Source organism: Geodermatophilus sp. SYSU D00965 (assembly GCF_054050075.1).
This window is the reverse complement of record NZ_JBJGYQ010000015.1, coordinates 40,787-60,456: the sequence shown is the minus strand read 5'-3', so window position 1 is coordinate 60,456 and position 19,670 is coordinate 40,787. Positions and strand designations below refer to the sequence as shown.

The following is a 19,670-nucleotide window of genomic DNA, read 5'->3' as shown; positions in this document are numbered from 1 at the left end:
CGCTCGAGGCGTCTCGGTCGATCCTCGACACCCTCGTCCCATCGAGGCCTCGGCTGACCCGTTCCTGGCCCGGACGCGGATCTCTCAGTGTCAGGCCACGTCCGCCGACCTTCCAGCGCCGTCGGCCTCCTCGGAGAGACAGAGCGCGCGGTACTCGGCCTCCAGTTGCCGGTCGCGCTCGGCCCGCTCACGGTGCGCCCGCCGGACGGAGATCCCTCCCCACACCGACGTCCCGATGACACCGAGCGCCAGGAGGATGCTGAGCAACCCGCCGACGAGGGTCGAGGACCACGGATCCAGCACGTCGATGAGGACGACGAGCAGAACGAGCAACACCGCCCACGCTGCGCCGACCTTCCACGGAGAAGGCATCGGCTCGACCTCCAGGCCCGCGTCCTGCCAGGCCCGCACTCGACGATGCTCCTCCACCTCCCGCATCCCCAGCGCGGCGAGCATGACCGCGCCGGCGAGCAGCATCCCGCCACCCACGACGACCGCGATCAGCGGCTGCACGGCGCTGGCGCCCTGTGCCGACGGCCGGACCAGCGTCCAGGCCACGATGACCATGCCCAGCGCGAAGCCGGCCGCCCCGATTGCGAGGGCGAGGAGATCGAGACGCTGGGACGCCGGGAGGACCGGTGCGGCCGCCAGGCGTCCGGCGCGGTACGCGCGAAGGAGCACGCCAGCGGCCAGGGCCACCGAGGCCACCGTCGCCACCAGCGTCGGCGGCAGCTGCCCGTCCGGCAGTTCGGGGAGGTGCTCCCCCAGCCACGCCGACCCCTGGCCCAGGAGGTCGAGGTGCTGCGCGATCCCGTTCGCCGGGAAGAGCAGCAGGCCCAGCCCCAGCGCCCAGCGCACGCCCCGCCGTCGGTCCGCGGGCAGGCCGCGCTCGAACGTCCGCCAGAAGCGCCGGAAGACCGTGACGGTCGCGGCAACCAACCCGACGAGCAGGCCCACATCGGCCCCCGCGCCGGCGAACTGGAGCAACGGCTGCCCCGACCAGCCGATCCCGGGAACCAGCAGCCAGAGGAAGAGGCTGCCCAGCACGGCGACCAGACCAGCCGTCGCCGTCGCCGTGAGGGCGACACCGACGACGTTTCGAGCGATCTGCGGACCGACGTGCGCGAGCCCGAGCCATGCCAGGCGGAGCCGACCCGCGAGGAGCCACATCCGCCACTCCGCGATGACCAGGTCCAGGGTGCCGACCGTGCGTGCCGTGGCGGTGAGCGAGGTCAGGAACGCCTCCTGATGCCGATGGCGCTCGCCGGCGAGTCGTTCGAGGTACGCGTCGGTGTCCCGGGAGCCGGTGAAGACGGCGAGAGCGGAATCGAGCTGGTCACGCAGGGCGGGGTCGAACTCGCGGTTCTGCTCCTCGAGCCGGACCAGCCGCGCCCTGCTCGCCAGACTCAGGGGCGTGATCCCGGGCCGGTCCCCCACGGCGAGCTCGTCCTCGAGCACCTGGGCCAGGCGTCTGGCCGGGAGCCCGTAGGCGTAAGCCGTCCCGGCGCAGGCCACCAGCCCGGCCAGGAGGAGGCACACCGGCCAAGCGAGAACCAGGCTGGCGATGAGGATGGCAGTGTCCACGGGGAGCTCCTCGGTCTCGCGGCGGGGAGCGCAACCGTAGGTGGGGCTACCGACAGTTCCGGAACAGCCGCATCTCGCGCCCGATCCTGAGGCCTCGGCGACGCTGTGAGGCCTACGGGCGGCCGGCCGTGGTCAGCCCCGCGCTCGGGGGATCTCGGGTCCGCGCAGCGACCGGAAGCCCGCGCGGAGCTCCTCGGCGAAGAGCTGCGGCTGTTCCCAGGCCGCGAAGTGCCCGCCCCGGTCGACCCGGTTGTAGTGGATCAGCCCGGGATAGGCGCGCTCGGCCCAGCTGCGCGGAGCCTCGTACTGCTCGCCCGGGAAGACGCTCACGGCCACCGGGATCCGCACGCCCTTGGCGTTGAAGAAGCCGCCCCGGTACTCCCAGTACAGCCGGGACGCCGAGACCCCGGTGTTGGTCAGCCAGTAGAGCGTGGTGTTGTCGAGGACCTCGTCCCTCGTGAGCTCGCCCGTGGTGCTCGTCGTCCGGTCCAGGGCCGCGACCACCGCCGCGGCCGGCTGACCGTCGGCGTCGTTGTGGTCGAGGAGCCACGCGGCCAGGCCGACCGGTGAGTCCGCGATGCCGTACAGCGTCTGCGGCCGTGCCGCCATGTACCGGGCGTACTCGACCTGCGTGAAGGTGCGGGCCAGTTGTTCGTAGGCGCGCCGCTCCTCGGCGGAGAGCCCGGATGGCGGCGGAGCGCCGGCCTGGAGCGCCGCATCGACGTCGGCCGGGACGGTGGCCGGCATGTTGGTGTGGATGCCGAGCAGCCCCTCCGGCGCCTGCAGCCCCATCTGGTCGACGACGAACGCACCCCAGTCGCCGCCCTGGGCGACGTAACGCTCGTAGCCGAGGCGCTGCATCAGCTCCGCCCAGGCACGCCCCATGCGCTCGGGACCCCACCCGGTGCTCGTCGGCTTGCCCGAGAAGCCGTAGCCCGGCATCGACGGGACCACCACGGAGAAGGCGTCCGATGCGCTCGCGCCGTGCGCCGTGGGATCCACGAGCAGGTCGATGATCTTGAGCTGCTCGATGACCGAGCCCGGCCAGCCGTGGTTGACCACGAGCGGCAGCGCGTCGTCGTGCTGCGACCGCACGTGGATGAAGTGGATGTCCAGGCCGTCGATCTCGGTGATGAACTGCGGGAGGGCGTTGAGGCGCGCCTCGCACCGGCGCCAGTCGTAGTCGGTCGCCCAGTGGCGTGCGAGCTCCTGCATCGTCGCGAGCGGCACACCCTGCGACGAGTCGGGCACCGTCTCCCGATCGGGCCAGACCGTCGCGGCGACGCGCCTGCGCAGTTCGGTGAGGGCCTCGTCCGGCACGTCCACCCGGAACGGGCGGATCGCCCGGCCGGTCTCCTGTGCGACTGCGGTCATGGCTGTCTCCCGTTCCTCTCCGTAGGCGGATCCGAGTCCGGCCGGCCTAGCCGAACGTGAACGCGAAGGCCCGCACGCCGGGGTCGGAGAACGCGATCTCGAACGTGCGCGGGACGACCGGGCCGCGCTGGCGCACCAGCTGGTACAGCCGCGGCTCGGTCACCGTGCCGGCCCCGTCGGCGTCGACGTCCTCCCCCGCGTCGGGTCCCGGTGGCCGCCCGTCCAGGCGCACCTCGAACCGCGCCCCGCCGTCCGGCGGGGCGAGGACCAGGTGCAGGTCCCGGGCGGAGAACCGGGCCACGAGCCGGCCCCCGGCCTCGTCCAGCAGGACGGCGTCCGGCTGCACCGTCCACCCGCCGGCCAGGGCCCAGGAACCGGTGGCCAGCCGCGCGGGGGCGGTGTACCGACGGGGGACGCCGGCCACCGCGGGCTCCGGGGAGGCGAAGCCCTCGGTGCGCTCGGCACCGAGGTAGTTCTCCGCCGAGCCCAGGTCGGCCCAGTCGGCGGCGGCCTCGATGCCCCCGGCCGCCTCGACGGTGACCGGTGCGGGGAGCCGGTCGCCGGCGCCGGCCTCGCCCAGCAGCTGCCGGATGGCTTCCTCCGACTCCTCGTAGGCGCCCTCGCCGAAGTGGGTGAAGCGGATGCGCCCCTGCGCGTCGACGACGTAGAGCGCGGGCCAGTACATGTTGGCGAACGCCGTCCAGACCGCGTAGTCGTCGTCGATCGCGACCGGGTAGGTGATGCCCCGGTCCCGCACCGCCCGGCGGACGTTGCCCTCGTCGTGCTCGAACCCGAACTCGGGGGTGTGGACCCCGAGCACCACCAGGCCGGCGTCCCGGTAGGCCTCGGCCCAGGCGCGCACGTACGGCGCGGTGCGCAGCCAGTTGATGCAGGTGTAGGTCCAGAAGTCGACGGCCACCACGCGGCCGCGCAGGCCCTCGGTGGTCAGCGGCGGCGAGTTCAGCCACCCGGTGGCGCCGTCCAGGGGCGGCATCGACCCCTCGGCGGGACGCCGCCCGGGCGCCCAGCCGGGGCCGCGGATCGCCTCGCGGACGGCGGCGAGGAGGGACCTGTCGGACGCCATGACGCGCTCCTCGATGCGGGTGCGGAGCCGGGGAACCAGCCTCGTCCGGTTCTCCCCGGGCGGGAGCAGAGACGAAGGGCCTGCCGTGGTGTGTCGGGACGGCCGGTGACCGTTCGGGCCCCCGGTGCAGCAGGCGCAGCACCGCCGGCCCGCGATGCCCGAGGATGCGCGGATGGACGACTGGGACGAGTCGGTCTCGATGCGGCTGGCCTGCCTGGCGCTGGACCGGGGGCGGCTGACCGACGACCTGGTGACGGCGCTGGCGGTGCGCGGGACCCTGCTGGTGGACCTCGCGCTGCGCGGCCGCGTGCGGGAGACCGAGGACGCCGTGGAGTTCGACGACGGACCCACCGGGTTCCCGCCGGCCGACCGGCTGCTGGCCGACGGCGCCCCCTCGCTCACCGAGCTGCTGCGCCGGGGCCCGGTCGACCAGGAGGACCTCGCGGCCGAGCACCTGCGCCGGGGGTCGTGGACGCTGCGCCGGCGGTGGCCCGGGACGCGCTACACCGACACCCGCGCCGACCGGACGACGGCCGACGAGCGAGCCGAGGAGGCGCCCCCGGACCGCGGGTGGACGCCGGAGAACGCCGCGCTCGCCGCCGTGGCCGGCACCCTGGGCCTGCTGTCCACGCCCCGGGCGCTGCCGACCGAGGAGCTGCTGCAGCACACCGGACCGGTGCGCTGGCTGGTCGACCTGGTCGTCGAGGAGGTGGACCGGGCGATCACCCGCGGCCGGTTCATGGGCCGGGCGGTCACCTGGGTCGACGGCACCCCCGGCTGAGCCGCCGACGGCCGGCCCGGCCGCTCGACGAGCGCCGCGGCGCGGGACGGCCGAGGATTCGGCGTGCCCATCGACCACGTCGCCACCTATCCCGCCGGCCCGGACGACGTCCTCGCCGTCCTCACCGACGAGTCCTTCCTCCGCGACTACGCGCAGGCCCTGGGCGCCCGGCTCGAGGAGGTCGACACCGCGACCGAGGACGACGGACCCCGGACGACGGTGCGGCTGCTGGCCCCCACCACGGGCATCCCGGCGGTGTTCACCCGGTTCGTCGGCCGCGAGGTCCCCGTCGTCGACCGCCGGGTCTGGACCGCCGACGGCGACAGCGGCCACCGCGGCGTCCTGCACGTGAGCGCGGAGGTCTTCGGCCGGACCGCGGTCATCCGCGCCGAGCGCCGGCTGTCCCCCGTCGCGGGCGGCACCCGCTCGACGGTGACCGGGGAGGCGGAGGTCGACGCACCGCTGCTCGGCCGGCAGGCGGAGGCCGCCGTCCGGGAGCTGGCGCTGGTCGTGCTGCGGCGCGAGGACGAGGTGCTGCGGCGCTGGCTGGGCGACCCCGACCGGTAGCGCCCGGTCAGGGGAGGTCCCGCGCGTACCAGACCTCCCGGAGCCGGTGGCCGCGCCACTCGCGCTCGAGCACCTCCCCGGTGGCCCGCCAACCGCCGGACTCGTAGAAGCGGCGCGGTCCGGTGTTGCGCTCCTCGGTGCGCAGCCGCGCTCGCCGGTGGCCGGCCGACCGCAACCGGTCGAGCACGGCGGCCAGCAGCAGCCGCCCGGTCCCCCGCCCCTGCTCGTCGGGCTCGACGTACAGGTAGGCCACCTCACCGGTCCCGGCATCAGCGCGCGCGAAGCCGACGACCCGCCCGTCCCGCTCGGCGACGAGGAACCCCGGCTCGGCCACCCGTGGCCGCCAGGTGTCCACCTCGGGCTCGGCGAGCACGTCCCCGAGGAACGACGACCAGGCGGCGCGCCCCGCCCGCGCGTGCACCGCGGCGACCGCCGGGGCGTCGTCCGGCGTGGCCGCCCGGACCCGGGACCCGGTCAGGGGACCGGGTGCCGGGACGCGTGCTCGCGCCGCAGCCGCAGCCGGTGGCGGTGCGCCTCCGCCGAGTGGACGACGGTCACCGGGCAGGTCGCGTGCAGGACGCACTGCATGCCGGTCGAGCCCAGCAGCATGGTCGAGAAGCCGCCGTGCCCGCGGCTGCCCACCACGAGCAGGTCCGCGCCCGCCGACTCCCGGACCAGCACGTCGGCGGCGGTCCCCTGGACCGCCTGCACGCGCACCTCCGGCGCCGGCTGCGGCACCGTGCGGACGACGTCGGCCACGAAGACCTCGGCCTGCTCGACGGCGGCACGCTCGGCGCGGTCGGTGTGGAACTCGCCGCTGACGTAGAAGTCCATCCAGCTCTCCGGCGGCTGGTAGGCGGTCAGCACCTGGACCGGCACGCCGCGACGCCCGGCGTCCTCCAGGGCGAAGACCAGCGCCGCCCGTGCCCCGTCCGAACCGTCCACGCCGACGACGACCCGCGGCTCGCGGACCGGACTCCCCTCGGCCTGCTCGGTCATGACGTCCTCCCGGCCGCCCCGGCCGCCCCGGCCGCGGGCACCGTGCGCCGCGGTCCGCCGGCCGGCTCCGAGCATGTCCACCCCCCGCCCCAGCCGGACAGGGACCTTCGTCGCCGGGCGGGCGGCCGCCCGGCCCGTTCGCCGCGCAGCGGCGGAACCGCCGCCCCGGGCGTACCGTCCGCCCATGGCTGCGGAGCCCTCCACAGCGGATCGGGTGGTCGCGGGGCGCTATGCGCTGCGCGAGGTCCTGGGCCGTGGCGGCATGGGCGTCGTCTGGCGGGCCACCGACCTGAAGCTGGAGCGACCGGTCGCGGTCAAGGAGGTCACCTTCGCGCTGCACCTGTCCGAGGAGGAGCGGCGCGTCCTGCGGGAGCGCACCCTGCGGGAGGCCCGGACGGCGGCCCGCCTGGACCACCCCTGCGTCACCGCGGTCTACGACGTCGTGGAGGAGGACGGCCGGCCCTGGCTGGTGATGGAGCACGTCGAGTCGTGCAGCCTCCAGCAGATCGTCGACCAGCAGGGGCCCCTGCCGTGGGAGGCGGTGGCCCGCATCGGCCTCGACGTGCTCTCCGCGCTGGAGGCCGCGCACCGGGCGGAGATCATCCACCGCGACGTCAAGCCGGCCAACGTCCTCGTCGCCCCCGACGGGCACGCCTGCCTCACCGACTTCGGCATCGCCACGGCCACCGGCGACTCGGCCATCACCACGACCGGGGCGATCATCGGCTCGCCGTCCTACATGGCCCCGGAACGGGCCAACGGCGAGTACCCGCGCCCGCCGGTGGACCTGTGGTCCCTGGGCGCCACCCTCTACACCGCCGTCGAGGGCCGGCTGGCCTTCGCCAAGGGCGAGCCGATGGCCACCCTGATGGCGGTCGTCACCGAGGAGCCCGCGCCGATGGTGCGCGCCGGCCCGCTCGAGCCCCTGCTGCGCGGGCTGCTCACCAAGGACCCCACCCGGCGCGCGACCGCCGAGCAGGCGCGCCGGGACCTGGAGGCCGCGCTGACGCAGGTGGCCACGCCTGCGGGCTGGGCGCCGCCGCGGTCCACGCCGCCGCGGCCGGCCGCCGACCGGCCGCAACCCGAGGGCAGCCGGGTGGAGCGGTTCGACGCCGCGGACCTCAAGGCCCTCGCGTCGGCCTCGGCCACCGCGCTCGGTGCGGTGGCCCGGGACGCCGGCCACCGCCTCGCCGAGCGCCGGCGGGAGCGCCGGGACTCCTCGCACGGGCGGCAGGCGCCCGCACCGGCCCCGCTCCCGCCCGCCCCTCCGCCCCACCGCCGGCGGTTCAAGCGCCGGTGGGTCGTCGTCCCTGTCGTGACCCTGCTGCTGCTGACCCTCGCCGTGCTCGCCGGCCTGACCGCCCTGGCCGGGTACCTGCTCGGCTGGTTCTGAGCGCGCGGCCGCGGCCTCCCTGCGGCACGCTCGGCAGACATGACGACGCCCTCCCCCGACCGGCCCCAGCCACGCGACATCGCGCTGGAGCTGGAGACGCCCGAGCAGGCCGCCGACCTCGAGGCGCAGAGCGATCCCGAGAGCGGGGACGAGGACTGATGCGCAGCCGCGACCTCCTCCTCTACGCCTACGAGCAGATCGCCGAGACCTTCTCCGCCACCGTCGAGGGCCTGTCCGCCGAGGACCTCGCCGCCCGCCCAGCCCCCGGCGCCAACCCGATCGGCTGGCTGGCCTGGCACCTGCTGCGCGTGCAGGACGACCACGTCGCCGACGTGGCCGGCACCGAGCAGGTGTGGACCGAACAGGGCTGGGCCGACCGGTTCGGCCTGCCCCTCGACCGCGGCGCCACCGGCTACGGGATGAGCGCCGAGGAGGTGGACGCCGTCCGGGTGCCGTCGGCGGAGCTGCTGCTGGGCTACGGCGAGGCCGTGTCCGCGCGGACGGCGGAGTTCCTCCGCGGCGTGGACGACGACGACCTCGACCGGGTCGTGGACACCCGCTGGGACCCGCCGGTGACCCTCGGCGTCCGCCTGGTCAGCGTGATCGGCGACGACTTCCAGCACCTCGGCCAGGCCGCCTACCTGCGGGGGCTGCTGGGCCGGTGACCAGGCCGGAACGGCCCTTGCTGCCCTAGCGTCGGCGCTCGTGACGAGTCCGGACTTCTACGCCGTGGAGGAGCTCCTCGAGCCGGAGGAGGTCGAGCTGCGCGACCGGGTGCGCGCCTTCTGCGAGACGGAGGTGACGCCGCGGATCAACGACTACTGGGAGCGCGCGGAGTTCCCCTTCGAGCTGGTGCCCAAGATCGCCGCACTGGGCATCGCCGGCGGCACCATCCAGGGGTACGGCTGCCCGGGGATGAGCGCGGTCTCGGCCGGCCTGGTCGCCGCCGAGCTCGCCCGCGCCGACGGCAGCATCGGCACCTTCAACGGCGTGCACAGCTTCCTGGCCATGCAGTCGATCGCGCTGCTCGGCGACGAGGAGCAGCGCGAGCGCTGGCTGCCGGCCATGGCGCGGATGGAGAAGATCGGCGCGTTCGGCCTCACCGAGCCCCGGCACGGCTCGGACGCCGTCGGCCTGGAGACCTCCGCCCGGAAGGACGGCGACGGCTACGTCCTCAACGGCCAGAAGAAGTGGATCGGCAACGGGTCGATCGCCGACCACGTGCTGATCTGGGCGCGCGGCGAGGACGGTGCGGTGGGCGGCTACGTGGTCGACAAGGGGACGCCGGGCTACGAGGCCACCGTCATGACCGGCAAGACGGCGCTGCGGGCGGTGTGGCAGGCCGAGATCACGCTGACCGACGTCCGCGTGCCCGCGGAGAACCGGCTGGCCCACTGCGCGTCGTTCAAGGACGTCTCGAAGGTCCTCGACCGGACCCGCTACACCGTCGCCTGGCGGGCGCTGGGCCTGGCCACCGCCTCCTACGAGCTGGCCCTGGCGCACGCCCTGCGCCGCGAGCAGTTCGGCTCGCCGATCGCCGGCTACCAGCTCGTGCAGGACAAGCTGGCCCGGATGCTGGCCGAGATCACCTCGATGCAGCTGATGTGCTGGCGGCTGTCCAAGCTCGCCGACACCGGCCGGATGACCGCCGCCATGGCGTCGCTGGCGAAGATGAACCACGCCGCCAAGGCCCGCGCGATCGTCGCCGACGCCCGCGACGTCCTCGGCGGCGACGGGATCCTGCTGGACAACCACGTGGCCCGCCACCACGCCGACATGGAGGCCGTCTTCACCTTCGAGGGCACCGACTCGGTGCAGGCGCTCATCGTGGGACGCGAGATCACCGGCCTGTCGGCGATCAGCGGCCGCCGCCCCGAGCGCCGCTGACCGCGGGGCTCACCCGACGGCGGTGAGCGGCCTGGCCTCCGCCGAGGTCAGCCGGCGGCACTCGGGGCAGGCGGTGCGCCCGGCCCCGACGCGACCCCACTGCTGCGACCCCCACACCTGCACGATCGCGCCGCAGACGGCCAGCTCGACCTCGCCGTCCAGCTCGGACGGCGGCCGGTGCGCCTCCACGGCGTGCCACGGACGGCGCTGCTCGGTCGGCCGTCCCGGTGACCAGCGGTCGGGACGGGCGAAACCCACGGCGTACGACTCCACGCCATCCCTGTAACCGTGATCACACCCGCGAAACTCCCTGGCCGGGTGAATCGGACGGCGGTGTCCGGATCGGTGTGACCAGGCCCGCAGCAGGGAACCGAAGGGGCCTGTCGAAGGGAGGAGCGCGCCATGACCCAGACCCAGGACCAGCGCGACGTCGTCGAGCTGTTGAGCGCCGACCACCGGGAGTTCGACCGCGTCTTCACCGAGCTCGAGGGGTTGTTCGGACAGGCGGGACCCGACGCCCTGCGGCGCAAGCGGGAACTCGTCGACGAGGTGACCATCGGCCTGGTCAAGCACTCGGTGGCCGAGGAGACCCGGGTCTACCCGCGTGTGGAGGAGCAGGTCGACAAGGAGGAGGCCGAGCACTCCAAGCACGAGCACGCCGAGGCCGAGGAGACGATGAAGCGGCTGGAGCGGATGGACCCCGACGACCCGTCGTTCGACACCGAGGTGGCGACGCTGATCCGCGAGATCCGGCACCACGTCGAGCACGAGGAGAGCCGGATGTTCACCGAGCTGCGCGCGACCTTCAGCCGCGACGAGCTGGTGGAGATGGCGCGGGAGGTGGAACGGGTCAAGGCCATGGCCCCCACGCGGGCGCACCCGATGACCCCGAACGAGCCGGGGGTGCGCACCGTCCTCGGGCCGGTCGCCAGCCTGCTGGACCACCTGCGCGACGCGGTGAGCGGCCGGGGGAAGAAGGCCGACTGAGGGGACACCGCCGGCTCCTCCCGCGTTACCGTCGACAGGCACGACCCGGGAGGAGCGCACGCGGTGGAACCTGTCAGCCTGCTCGTCGGCGCGGCCCTGCTCGCCGTGGGCTTCCTCGGCGGGCGGCTGAGCCGGCGCTCCAAGCCCGCACCGCCGGCGCTGCCGGCCCCGCTGTGCGGGTGCGGGCACACGCTCAGCCAGCACGACACCGAGAGCAACACCTGCTACGCCGAGCTGCGCCGCGACACCTTCGACAAGCGCGGCCGCTTCTCCGGGGTCGCCTGGGTGCCCTGCACCTGCCGGCAGTACGTCGGCCCGCGGCCGATCGACGAGGTGTTCGTGCCCCGGCTGCTCCCGCCGACGACCGAGTGAGGGTCAGGCCAGCTGGTCGGCGGCGTCGAGCTCACTGAGGGCGCGGACGAGCGACTCGACCCGCGCCGACCCCAGCGTCTCGGCCAGCGCGGCCTCGTGCGCGCCCACCAGCGCGGCCAGCCGGGCCAGCCGCGTCCGCCCGCGCGCGGACAGGTGCACCCGGACGCGGCGCCCGTCGTCCGGGTCGGGCAGCCGGTAGGCCTCCGCGGCGTCGACCAGCCCGTCGACCAGCCGGGTCAGCGTCGGCGCCGGCAGCGAGAGCGCCGCGACCAGCTCGCCCATCGACCGCCCGGGCCCGGCGGCCAGGCAGCGCATCACCCGGTAGCCGTCGAGCGTGGCGCCGTCCTCGGCCAGCACGGTCGCGACCCCGCGGGCCACCCGACGCTGGGCGACCGTCAGCAGCTCCACCAGTGACGGGGTCACCGACACCGGGCTCGCCTGCTGCTCGACGGCCATGGCCGCACCATACTCAGCGGGTGCCCGAGCCGACCGGTCTGCTGGACGCGTGGGAGGCCACCCTCCTCCCCCGCCGTCCGGACGTCGTCCGGATCGGGCTGGCCGTGCCGCTGTCGGGGCCGCTGGCGCTGACCGCGCCGTCCGCCCTCGACCTGGCCGGCCTGGCCGCGGACGAGGCCAACGCCGGCGGCGGCGTGCGGGGCCGCGCGGTGGAGCTGGTGACCGTCGACTCCGGCCGCCCGCCGGCGCAGGTCGCCGCGGAGGCGGCCGCGCTGCACCAGGCCGGCGCCTTCGACGTCCTCGTCGGCTTCCACACCAGCGACGTGCACCGGGCCCTCGAGGCCGCGCTGGCCGGGCGGGTGCGCTACGTCTTCACCCCGCCGCACGAGGGCGGCCGCCGCCGTCCGGGCGTGCTGCGGATCGGCTCCTCCCCGCGCGACCAGCACGCCGCCGCGCTGGCCTGGCTGGTCACCGCGCACCGCGCCCGCCGCTGGGTGCTGGTCGGCAACGACTACGTGTGGCCGCAGGCGGTGCACCGGGCGGCGGCGGTCGTGCTGCGGGAGCTCGGCGCCGAGGTGGTCGGCGAGCGGCTGGTGCCCTTCGGCGCCGACGACCCGGGCCCGGTGCTCGACCTGGTGCGGCGCACCCGCGCCGACGCGGTGCTGCTCAGCCTCGTCGGCCGGGACCTGGTGGCCTTCAACCGGGAGTTCGCCCGCAGCGGGCTCGCCCGCCGGGTGCTGCGGCTGTCCGGGGCGCTGGAGGAGAACGGGCTGTACGCCATCGGCGGCGACCGCACCGGCGAGCTGTTCGCCTGCATGCCCTCCTTCGCCGCCTCCGACGGCGCCGCCGACGAGGGACAGCTCGCGCTCCAGGAGCGGCACGCGCGGCGGGCCGGCCCCACCGCGCCGGTCGTCTGCGCGTACGCCCGCGGCGTCTACGACGGCGTGCGCCTCGCCGTCTCCCTCGCCGGGCCCGGGACGGCGACCGGGCCGGGGACGGCGACCGGGCCGGGGACGGCGACCCGGCCGGCACCCGCGCGGCCCCGGCTGGCCCGCGCCGAGGGGCTCACCTTCGCCGAGGTGCGCACCGCCTGACCCCACTTGCTTCCACTTGGAAACAAATGGGGCCTACTCTCTCCCCGCCCGGCCCCCGAGCCGGAGGAGAGGAGGAGCCGTGAGCGACCCCCGCACCACCACCAACGCCGGCGACCCCGCCGGCCGGCTCCCGGGCGCTGCCCGGGGCCCGATCCCCGCGACCGGCGACCCCGGCGTCGAGGCCTTCGGCTACCGGCAGGAGCTCAAGCGCTCGCTGAGCTTCACCGACCTGCTGGTCTACGGCCTGATCTTCATGGTCCCGATCGCGCCGTTCGGCATCTTCGGCAGCGTCTTCCAGGCCTCCGGCGGGATGATCGCGCTCGCCTACGCCATCGGCGGCCTGGCCATGGCGTTCACCGCGGCCTCGTACTCGCAGATGTCGCGCGCCTTCCCGATGGCCGGGTCGGTGTACACCTACGCCGGGCGCGGCATCGCCCAGCCGGTCGGGTTCATCGCCGGCTGGATGATCCTGCTCGACTACGTGCTCGTCCCCGGCCTGCTGTACCTGATCGCCGCCGTGGCGATGAACTCCATCTGGGCGTCGGTGCCGGTCTGGGTCTGGCTGGTCGCGTTCGTCGTCCTCAACACCGTCGTCAACTGGTTCGGCATCGAGTTCACCGCCCGGGTGAACAAGATCATGCTGGTCGCCGAGCTGATCGTGCTGGCGATCTTCCTGGTGATCGGCATCGTCGCCCTGGCCTCGGGCGAGGGCCGCGGCTTCGACTTCTCGCCGATCTACAACAGCGACACCTTCTCCCTGGAGCTCGTCTTCGGCGCGGTGTCGATCGCGGTGCTGAGCTTCCTCGGCTTCGACGGCATCTCCACCCTCGCCGAGGAGAACCGCGAGTCGGCCCGGTCCATCGGCAAGGCGATGATCGCGGCGCTGGCGCTGGCCGGGACGCTGTTCATCGTCCAGACCTGGGTCGCCGCCCTGCTCGTCCCCGACCCCGACACCCTCATCGCGCAGGGCGACGCGGCCGGGACGGCGTTCTACGACGCGGCCGAGGTCGCCGGCGGGGCGTGGCTGTCCACGCTGACCGCGATCGCCACCGCCATCGCGTGGGGCTTCGCCAACTCCCTGGTCGCGCAGGCCGCCACGTCGCGGCTGCTGTTCGCCATGGCGCGCGACCGCCAGCTGCCCGGCTTCCTGCGCAAGGTGCACCCGACCCGCCGCGTGCCGGTCAACGCCACGCTCCTGGTCGCCGCGGTCTCCCTGGTGCTGGGCCTGTACATGAGCAGCCGGGAGGACGGCATCTCGCTGCTGTCCACGCTGGTCAACTTCGGCGCGCTGTCGGCGTTCCTGCTGCTGCACGTGTCGGTGGTCGTGCACTACGTCGTCCGGCGGAAGAGCCGGAACTGGTGGCTGCACCTGGCCGTCCCGGTGATCGGGTTCGCGATCCTCGTGTACGTCGTCATCAACGCGCAGGTGGCCGCGCAGACCCTCGGGTTCGTGTGGTTCGGCATCGGCGTCGTCCTGCTGGTCGTCCTGCTCGCCACCGGCCGCGAGGCCGAGCTGAGCGCGGAGGAGGGCCTGTGACCGCGGCCCTGGAGGTCGTCACCGTCGAGCCGTCGGCCGACCAGCTGCGCTACACCTTCGGCGGCGGCGGCGAGCCGCTGGTCACCGTCGCCCCGGGCACCGTGGTCGAGCTGACCACCGAGGACTGCTTCGGCGGCCGGGTGCGCGGGGTCGACGACCTGCCCAGCCGGGTCTGCGAGTTCCCCTACCTCAACCCGGTCACCGGGCCGATCGCGGTGGAGGGCGCCGAGCCCGGCGACACCCTCGCCGTCCACCTGGTGGAGATCGCGCCGGTGCGCGACTGGGCGGTGTCGACGACGTTCCCGCACTTCGGCGCGCTGACCACCACGCACTCGACGGCGATGCTGCACGAGGCCCTCGACGAGCTGGTCTGGGTCTACGAGGTCGACCGGGAGCGCGGTACCTGCCTGTTCCGGCCCCGCCGCGGCGGCCCGGAGGTCGAGCTCCCGCTGGACCCGATGCACGGCACCATCGGCGTCGCCCCGGCCGGCGGGGAGGTGTTCGCCAGCATCACCCCGGGCGCGCACGGCGGGAACATGGACACCCCCGAGGCCCGGGCCGGGACGACGCTGTACTTCGGCGTCAACGCCCCGGGCGGGCTGCTCTCCCTCGGCGACGGGCACTGCCGGCAGGGCGAGGGCGAGGTGTGCGGCACCGCCGTGGAGGCGGCGATGCGCACGGTCGTCGTGGTCGACCTGGTGAAGGGCGGCGCGGCACCCGCGTGGCCGCGGCTGGAGACCGACGAGTTCCTCATGTCGACCGGGTCGGTCCGGCCGCTGGAGGACGCGTTCCGGATCAGCCAGCACGACCTGGTGAGCTGGGCGTCCCAGCTGACCGGCTGGGACCCGCTGGACGCCTACCAGCTGGTCAGCCAGGCGGGGCTGGCGCCGGCCGGCAACGTCGTCGACACCAACTACACGATGGTCGCCAAGCTGCCCAAGCGGTACCTCGGCGGCGCCGTCGCCGTGGACGGCGTGCACGACCGGCTGCGGGAGACCGCGGCCGCCTACCTGGCCGAGCGCTGAGGCCCGTGGCGGGGCGCCCCGGCTCCCCGCCACGGTGCGGCCAAGGCGGCGCCGCGGCGGGACACCGCCTACGTCGCCGGCTGCCTGTTCCGGGCGGTCGGGCTGTGCGCGCACGCCCTGCACGGCGCCGCTGGCCGCTGGCTGGTCAACGAGGAGGGCGCCGTCGCCGCGGCCGGCCGGCTGCCGACAGCGCCCCCGGACTCCGCCCGCCGGGCGCACGCCGTCCTGGCCTCGCCCGGCACCACCCCCGCCGACCTGCAGGCGGCGATCGAGGCCGCCGCCGGCCTGGTCGCCGACGTGACCGCCGTCGTCAGGCCCCCGCCTCCACCGCCGCGGTGACCTCGGCGTCGGACGGGTTGCGCAGCACGCGCCCTCCCCGCCAGACCACGACCGGCAGGTCCTCCTCGGAGACCCCGAGCTCGGTCAGCAGCGCCGCGCCGTCCCCGGAGCTGTCCAGGTCGACGAAGGTCGCCGACAGCCGCCGGTCGCGGGCGTAGTCCTGGAGCCGGCGGCTGTCGGGGGACCCGGACCGCCCGACGATGCGCAGGTCCGCGGCCAGCTCGAGCAGCATGGACCGGCGGAGCAGGAACGCGCGCAGCACCATCTCCTTGAGCGCGGGGTCCGCGCTGAACGCCGCCTTCAGCCCGTCGTGGTCCAGCCGGACGGTCTCGGCGGGGCGGATCACGAGCGCGGTGAGCGACACCGGCTGGCCGCTGAACAGGTCCAGCTCGCCGAGGAAGCGCCGCGCCCCGTGCACCGAGAGCACCCGCTGGTCGGCCCGGCCGGCGTCCTCCACGATCGCGATCGCGCCGGACAGGACGACGTGGAAGTCGTAGCCGGGGTCCCCCTCGCGGAACAGCGTGTCGCCCGCCGGGCACCAGCGCCGGGTGCCGTGGCGTTCCAGCAGTGCCAGCTGGGCATCGGTGAGCTCGGGGTAGGCGCCGCCGCGGTCGGGGGTCACGGGCAGGTCGGCCGGGACGGGCTGCACGGCGTCCGGCGACGGCTCGGGCCGGTCGCTGCCCCGCCGAGGGCCCAGCACCGGCAGCGCCAGCCCGGCGACACCGTCGTCCACCGAGGGCAGGCCGTCCTCCCCCGCCGCGGCGAGCAGTTCGGCGGCGAGGGTGTCGGCGTCGTACGGGCCGGTGTGCCGCAGTCCGCCGACGAAGAAGGTGGGCGTGCCCCCGACGCCGCTGGCCTCGGCGGACTCGACGTCCTCCTCGACCCGGCGGGCGAACCGGCTGGCCCCCAGGTCGCGGGCGAAGCGCTGCACGTCCAGCCCCACGGCGGCGGCGTGCTCGAGCAGGTCCGGGGCGGTGAGCCGGTCCTGGGCGGCGAAGAGCCGGTCGTGGAACTCCCAGAACCGGCCCTGCGCCGCGGCGGCCTCGGCGGCCTCGGCGGCCAGCTCCGCGTGCGGGTGGACGTCGACCAGCGGGACGTGCCGGAAGACGTAGCGCAGCCGGTCGCCGAACCGCGCGCGCAGCTCCTCGACGGTGCCGGTGGCCCGGCCGCAGAACGGGCACTCGAAGTCGCCGTACTCGACCAGGGTCAGCGGCGCGTCGACCGGCCCGCGCACGTGGTCGCGCTCGGGGTCGACCGGGGGGTCCAGCAGCACCGGGCGGCCGGCGGCCCCGGGGGGACGGCGCCGGTCGGCGAGCCGGAACAGCGCCCACCCGAGCAGCGCAGCCAGCACCGACGCGGCCAGGACGCCGACCCGCGCCTCGTCGGCGAGCAGCTCGTCGTCGAAGGCGAGGTCGACGATGAACAGGGAGATGGTGAACCCGATGCCCGACAGCGCCGCGCCGCCGGCCAGCTGCAGGCCGGTCAGCCCCGGCGCGAGCTCGCCCAGGCGGAAGCGGACCGCCAGGCCGGTGCCCAGCAGGATGCCGGCGAGCTTGCCGAGGACCAGGCCGGCGACGACGCCGAGGGTCACCGGCGAGGTCGCGGCCGCGCGCAGGGTCTCGCCGTTGAGCGGGACGCCGGCGTTGGCGAGGGCGAACACCGGGACGATGACGAAGCTGGTCCACGGCTGCCACAGCTGCTCCAGCCGCTCGCTGGCCGACACCGACCGGTCGATGGACAGCCGGGCCAGCCGGGCGAACTCGGGGTTGGGCGACTGCTGGTAGGCGCGGGTGCGGCGGGCGGCGTCCTCCACCTCCGCCCGCCGGGCCGGGTAGGCGGGGGTGGCCAGCGCGATGACGACGCCGGCCAGGGTCGGGTGCACGCCGGAGGCGTACATCGCCACCCAGACCGCGACGCCGAGCACCAGGTAGGCCGGTCCGCGCCACACCCGCAGGTAGCGCAGCCCCGCCATCAGCGCCAGGCCGAGCACGGCCAGGAGCAGCGGGCCGACGGCGAGCTCCTCGGTGTAGAACAGCGCGATCACGCTGAGCGCACCGACGTCGTCGGCGATGGCCAGGGTCAGCAGGAACAGCCGCAGCTGGGCGGGGCAGGCCGGGCCGACCAGTGCCAGCACGCCGAGCAGGAAGGCGGTGTCGGTGGAGATGACCACGCCCCAGGCCGACGCCGCCGGGCTGCCGAGGTTGAACGCGGCGTAGACCACCGCGGGGACGGCCAGCCCGGTGACCGCGGCCAGCGCCGGCACCGCCGCCCGCCGCCGGTCGGTGAGCTCCCCCATCACCAGCTCGCGCTTGATCTCCAGCCCGACGACGAAGAAGAAGAACACCATCAGGCCGTCGTTGACCCAGTGCTGCAGGTCCAGCGCGAGCTCGGCGCCGCCCACCGAGATGGCGAGCTCGGTGTGCCAGAAGGCGTCGTAGCTGTCCCCCACCGGGGAGTTGGCCCACAGCAGCGCCACCACGGTGGCGAGCAGCAGCAGCCCCGCGCTGCCGGCCTCGGTGCGCAGCCGCCGGCGCAGCGGGGCCACGCGGGCGAGCAGGCCGCCCCCGCCGGGGCTGGTCTGGCGTTCGGCGGTGGCGGTCACCGGGTTCCCTCCTCGGTGACCGGGCACAGCTGCGGCCCGGTCACGGCACAGTGCGGACACTCCGCCAACCGCAGGTCGTCGTGTCGTTCTTCCGCACCGAGCGGACGGCGGATGGCCGCGGCCGACACCACCGCGCCGACGACGAGCAGCCCGGCGCTGACCAGCACCGCCGTCCGGAAGCCGGCCGTGAACGCGACCGGGTCGGCGTAGTCCTCGCCGCTGATCCCGGCCACCACCGGGACGACCGCCACCGCCAGCAGGCCGGCGGCCCGGGCGACGGCGTTGTTCACCCCCGAGGCGACGCCGGCGTACCGGTCGGCGGCCGAGTCCAGCACCGTGGCCGTCAGCGGCGCCACCAGGAGGGTGAGCCCGGCGCCGAACGCCACGGTGGAGGGCAGCACGTCGGTGAGGTACGAGGCGTCGGGCCCGATGCGCAGCATCAGCAGCACGCCGACGGCGGAGACCAGCGGGCCGGCCGTCATGAGCGCCCGCGGTCCGATCCGCTGGGCCAGCGCCCCGACGCGCGCGGAGAACAGCAGCATCAGCACGGTCACCGGCAGCAGCGCGGTGCCGGCCAGCAGCGGCGAGAAGCCCGCGACCACCTGCAGCTGGAGCACGAGCAGCACCCACAGCGCACCCAGCGCGGCGTAGACCAGCAGGGTGACCCCGTTGGCCGCGGTGAACTGCGCGTTGCGGAAGAGGACCGGCGGCACCAGCGGGTCCGGGGTGCGCGTCTGGACGACGGCGAAGGCGGCGAGGGCCAGGACCCCGGCGACGCACCAGGCCACCGCCGTCGCCCCGTTGCCCGGCTCCCCCGCCGCGGTCAGCCCGTAGGTGAGGCAGCCCAGGCCGAGGGCGACCAGCGCCGTCCCGGTCCAGTCCAGCCGTGGCGAGGCCTCGGGGTCGCGCGTCTCGGGCACGTGCCGGAGGGCCACGACGACGATCCCCACGGCCAGCGGGAGGTTGACGAGGAAGACCGCGCGCCAGCTCCACTCGACCAGCCAGCCGCCGACGAACGGTCCGATCGCCCCGGCGACCCCGCCCAGCCCGGACCACGCGCCGACCGCCGCGGCCCGGTCGGTGCCGTGGAAGGACGCCGAGATGATCGCCAGGCTGCCCGGGGTGAGCAGCGCGCCGCCGACCCCCTGCAGGGCGCGGGCCGCGATCAGCGTCGCCACGTTCGGCGCCAGCCCGCACAGCAGCGAGGCCGCGGCGAACCAGACGACGCCGACCAGGAACACCCGCCGCCGGCCGAACCGGTCGCCGAGGGAGCCGCCCAGCAGGATGAGCGAGGCCAGGGTCAAGGTGTAGGCGTTGACCGTCCACTGCAGGCCGGAGAAGCCGGCGCCGAGGTCGGCGCCGATGCGCTCCAGCGCGACGTTGACGACGGTCGCGTCGAGCAGCGCCAGGCCCGAGCCGAGCACCGTCGCGAGCAGGACCCACCGGCCGCGCGCGGTGCCCATGCGCAGGCCGCCCTCGGGAGCGAGCGGCGCTCGGGCCATCGTGCCGCCTCCCACCGTCGCGTGCGCCGGGCTCCCGGGAGGCCGGCCGGCGCGTGTCCCCGCAGTCTGCCCCGGCTCGCGGCCAGG

At 75.3% G+C, this 19,670-nt stretch carries 19 protein-coding genes; 10 read left to right on the top strand and 9 right to left on the bottom strand.

Annotation, left to right across the window (positions count from 1 at the left end):
* Positions 1-90 precede the first annotated feature (90 nt).
* From ACI789_RS15375 to ACI789_RS15365, 3 genes are all read right to left on the bottom strand, one after another.
* Positions 91-1,584 (bottom strand): hypothetical protein, encoded by a 1,494-nt coding sequence (locus ACI789_RS15375; RefSeq protein ID WP_457010249.1) that lies wholly within the window; start codon positions 1,582-1,584, stop codon positions 91-93.
* A gap of 132 nt (positions 1,585-1,716) precedes the next feature.
* Positions 1,717-2,958: an epoxide hydrolase family protein gene (locus tag ACI789_RS15370; protein ID WP_457010248.1), complete on the bottom strand. Its 1,242-nt coding sequence runs from the start codon at positions 2,956-2,958 to the stop codon at positions 1,717-1,719.
* A 46-nt stretch (positions 2,959-3,004) separates the two neighbouring features.
* Positions 3,005-4,042 (bottom strand): thioredoxin family protein, encoded by a 1,038-nt coding sequence (locus ACI789_RS15365; protein WP_457010247.1) that lies wholly within the window; start codon positions 4,040-4,042, stop codon positions 3,005-3,007.
* A gap of 172 nt (positions 4,043-4,214) precedes the next feature.
* Between ACI789_RS15365 and ACI789_RS15360 the strand changes: the two genes are divergently transcribed.
* The gene (locus ACI789_RS15360; RefSeq protein WP_457010246.1) at positions 4,215-4,823 is read left to right on the top strand and encodes a hypothetical protein; all 609 of its coding nucleotides are present in this window, start codon (positions 4,215-4,217) and stop codon (positions 4,821-4,823) included.
* 63 nt (positions 4,824-4,886) lie between these two features.
* The gene (locus ACI789_RS15355) at positions 4,887-5,390 is read left to right on the top strand and encodes a DUF2505 domain-containing protein (protein ID WP_457010245.1); all 504 of its coding nucleotides are present in this window, start codon (positions 4,887-4,889) and stop codon (positions 5,388-5,390) included.
* Positions 5,391-5,397: 7 nt separating this feature from the next.
* On the opposite strand, the gene ACI789_RS15350 is transcribed toward ACI789_RS15355, so the two are convergent.
* Positions 5,398-5,811: an N-acetyltransferase family protein gene (locus ACI789_RS15350; protein ID WP_457010244.1), complete on the bottom strand. Its 414-nt coding sequence runs from the start codon at positions 5,809-5,811 to the stop codon at positions 5,398-5,400.
* A gap of 53 nt (positions 5,812-5,864) precedes the next feature.
* Positions 5,865-6,389, bottom strand: a complete 525-nt coding sequence (locus tag ACI789_RS15345) for a universal stress protein (RefSeq protein WP_457010243.1) — start codon at positions 6,387-6,389, stop codon at positions 5,865-5,867.
* A gap of 184 nt (positions 6,390-6,573) precedes the next feature.
* On the opposite strand from ACI789_RS15345, the gene ACI789_RS15340 reads away from it, so the two are divergent.
* The 3 genes from ACI789_RS15340 to ACI789_RS15330 all read left to right on the top strand — a co-directional run bounded on the left by ACI789_RS15340 (position 6,574) and on the right by ACI789_RS15330 (position 9,669).
* Positions 6,574-7,782 carry a serine/threonine-protein kinase gene (locus ACI789_RS15340; protein WP_457010242.1) on the top strand — a complete coding sequence of 403 codons (1,209 nt, stop codon included), beginning with the start codon at positions 6,574-6,576 and terminating at the stop codon, positions 7,780-7,782.
* A gap of 158 nt (positions 7,783-7,940) precedes the next feature.
* Positions 7,941-8,447, top strand: coding sequence for a mycothiol transferase (locus ACI789_RS15335; RefSeq protein ID WP_457010241.1), 507 nt, complete (start codon positions 7,941-7,943; stop codon positions 8,445-8,447).
* A gap of 40 nt (positions 8,448-8,487) precedes the next feature.
* Positions 8,488-9,669 carry an acyl-CoA dehydrogenase family protein gene (locus ACI789_RS15330; protein ID WP_457010240.1) on the top strand — a complete coding sequence of 394 codons (1,182 nt, stop codon included), beginning with the start codon at positions 8,488-8,490 and terminating at the stop codon, positions 9,667-9,669.
* Positions 9,670-9,678: 9 nt separating this feature from the next.
* Here ACI789_RS15330 and ACI789_RS15325 read toward each other — a convergent pair whose 3' ends face one another.
* Positions 9,679-9,942, bottom strand: coding sequence for a hypothetical protein (locus ACI789_RS15325; protein ID WP_457010239.1), 264 nt, complete (start codon positions 9,940-9,942; stop codon positions 9,679-9,681).
* A 129-nt stretch (positions 9,943-10,071) separates the two neighbouring features.
* Here ACI789_RS15325 and ACI789_RS15320 point away from each other — a divergent pair, with 129 nt between their 5' ends.
* Together ACI789_RS15320 and ACI789_RS15315 are read left to right on the top strand one after the other, a co-directional pair.
* The gene (locus tag ACI789_RS15320) at positions 10,072-10,656 is read left to right on the top strand and encodes a hemerythrin domain-containing protein (RefSeq protein ID WP_457010238.1); all 585 of its coding nucleotides are present in this window, start codon (positions 10,072-10,074) and stop codon (positions 10,654-10,656) included.
* A gap of 63 nt (positions 10,657-10,719) precedes the next feature.
* Positions 10,720-11,028 (top strand): hypothetical protein, encoded by a 309-nt coding sequence (locus ACI789_RS15315; RefSeq protein WP_457010237.1) that lies wholly within the window; start codon positions 10,720-10,722, stop codon positions 11,026-11,028.
* A gap of 3 nt (positions 11,029-11,031) precedes the next feature.
* Here the strand turns inward: ACI789_RS15315 and ACI789_RS15310 are convergent, their stop codons facing one another.
* Positions 11,032-11,484: a MarR family winged helix-turn-helix transcriptional regulator gene (locus ACI789_RS15310; protein WP_457010236.1), complete on the bottom strand. Its 453-nt coding sequence runs from the start codon at positions 11,482-11,484 to the stop codon at positions 11,032-11,034.
* Positions 11,485-11,504: 20 nt separating this feature from the next.
* On the opposite strand from ACI789_RS15310, the gene ACI789_RS15305 reads away from it, so the two are divergent.
* The 3 genes from ACI789_RS15305 to ACI789_RS15295 all read left to right on the top strand — a co-directional run bounded on the left by ACI789_RS15305 (position 11,505) and on the right by ACI789_RS15295 (position 15,140).
* Complete coding sequence (locus tag ACI789_RS15305) at positions 11,505-12,578, top strand: ABC transporter substrate-binding protein (RefSeq protein WP_457010235.1); 1,074 nt, start codon at positions 11,505-11,507, stop codon at positions 12,576-12,578.
* Positions 12,579-12,657: 79 nt separating this feature from the next.
* A complete protein-coding gene (locus tag ACI789_RS15300; RefSeq protein ID WP_457010234.1) occupies positions 12,658-14,115 on the top strand; it encodes an APC family permease in 1,458 nt (485 codons plus the stop codon).
* A complete protein-coding gene (locus tag ACI789_RS15295; RefSeq protein ID WP_457010233.1) occupies positions 14,112-15,140 on the top strand; it encodes an acetamidase/formamidase family protein in 1,029 nt (342 codons plus the stop codon). The genes ACI789_RS15300 and ACI789_RS15295 overlap by 4 nt, the downstream gene beginning before the upstream one ends.
* 310 nt (positions 15,141-15,450) lie before the next feature.
* On the opposite strand, the gene nhaA is transcribed toward ACI789_RS15295, so the two are convergent.
* Both nhaA and ACI789_RS15285 read right to left on the bottom strand, forming a co-directional pair.
* Complete coding sequence (nhaA, locus tag ACI789_RS15290) at positions 15,451-18,081, bottom strand: Na+/H+ antiporter NhaA (RefSeq protein WP_457010232.1); 2,631 nt, start codon at positions 18,079-18,081, stop codon at positions 15,451-15,453.
* On the bottom strand, positions 18,078-19,583 hold the full coding sequence (locus ACI789_RS15285) for an MFS transporter (RefSeq protein WP_457010231.1): 1,506 nt from the start codon (positions 19,581-19,583) through the stop codon (positions 18,078-18,080). The genes nhaA and ACI789_RS15285 overlap by 4 nt, the downstream gene beginning before the upstream one ends.
* Between the last annotated feature and the right edge of the window lie 87 nt (positions 19,584-19,670).

Bases quoted from the DNA above. Each gene is read 5' to 3' on its own strand.
- ACI789_RS15370 (WP_457010248.1), bottom strand. From the start codon at position 2,958: ATGACCGCAGTCGCACAGGAGACCGGCCGGGCGATCCGCCCGTTCCGG.
- ACI789_RS15365 (WP_457010247.1), bottom strand. From the start codon at position 4,042: ATGGCGTCCGACAGGTCCCTCCTCGCCGCCGTCCGCGAGGCGATCCGC.
- ACI789_RS15360 (WP_457010246.1), top strand. From the start codon at position 4,215: ATGGACGACTGGGACGAGTCGGTCTCGATGCGGCTGGCCTGCCTGGCG.
- ACI789_RS15345 (WP_457010243.1), bottom strand. From the start codon at position 6,389: ATGACCGAGCAGGCCGAGGGGAGTCCGGTCCGCGAGCCGCGGGTCGTC.
- ACI789_RS15340 (WP_457010242.1), top strand. From the start codon at position 6,574: ATGGCTGCGGAGCCCTCCACAGCGGATCGGGTGGTCGCGGGGCGCTAT.
- ACI789_RS15335 (WP_457010241.1), top strand. From the start codon at position 7,941: ATGCGCAGCCGCGACCTCCTCCTCTACGCCTACGAGCAGATCGCCGAG.
- ACI789_RS15320 (WP_457010238.1), top strand. From the start codon at position 10,072: ATGACCCAGACCCAGGACCAGCGCGACGTCGTCGAGCTGTTGAGCGCC.
- ACI789_RS15310 (WP_457010236.1), bottom strand. From the start codon at position 11,484: ATGGCCGTCGAGCAGCAGGCGAGCCCGGTGTCGGTGACCCCGTCACTG.
- ACI789_RS15285 (WP_457010231.1), bottom strand. From the start codon at position 19,583: ATGGCCCGAGCGCCGCTCGCTCCCGAGGGCGGCCTGCGCATGGGCACC.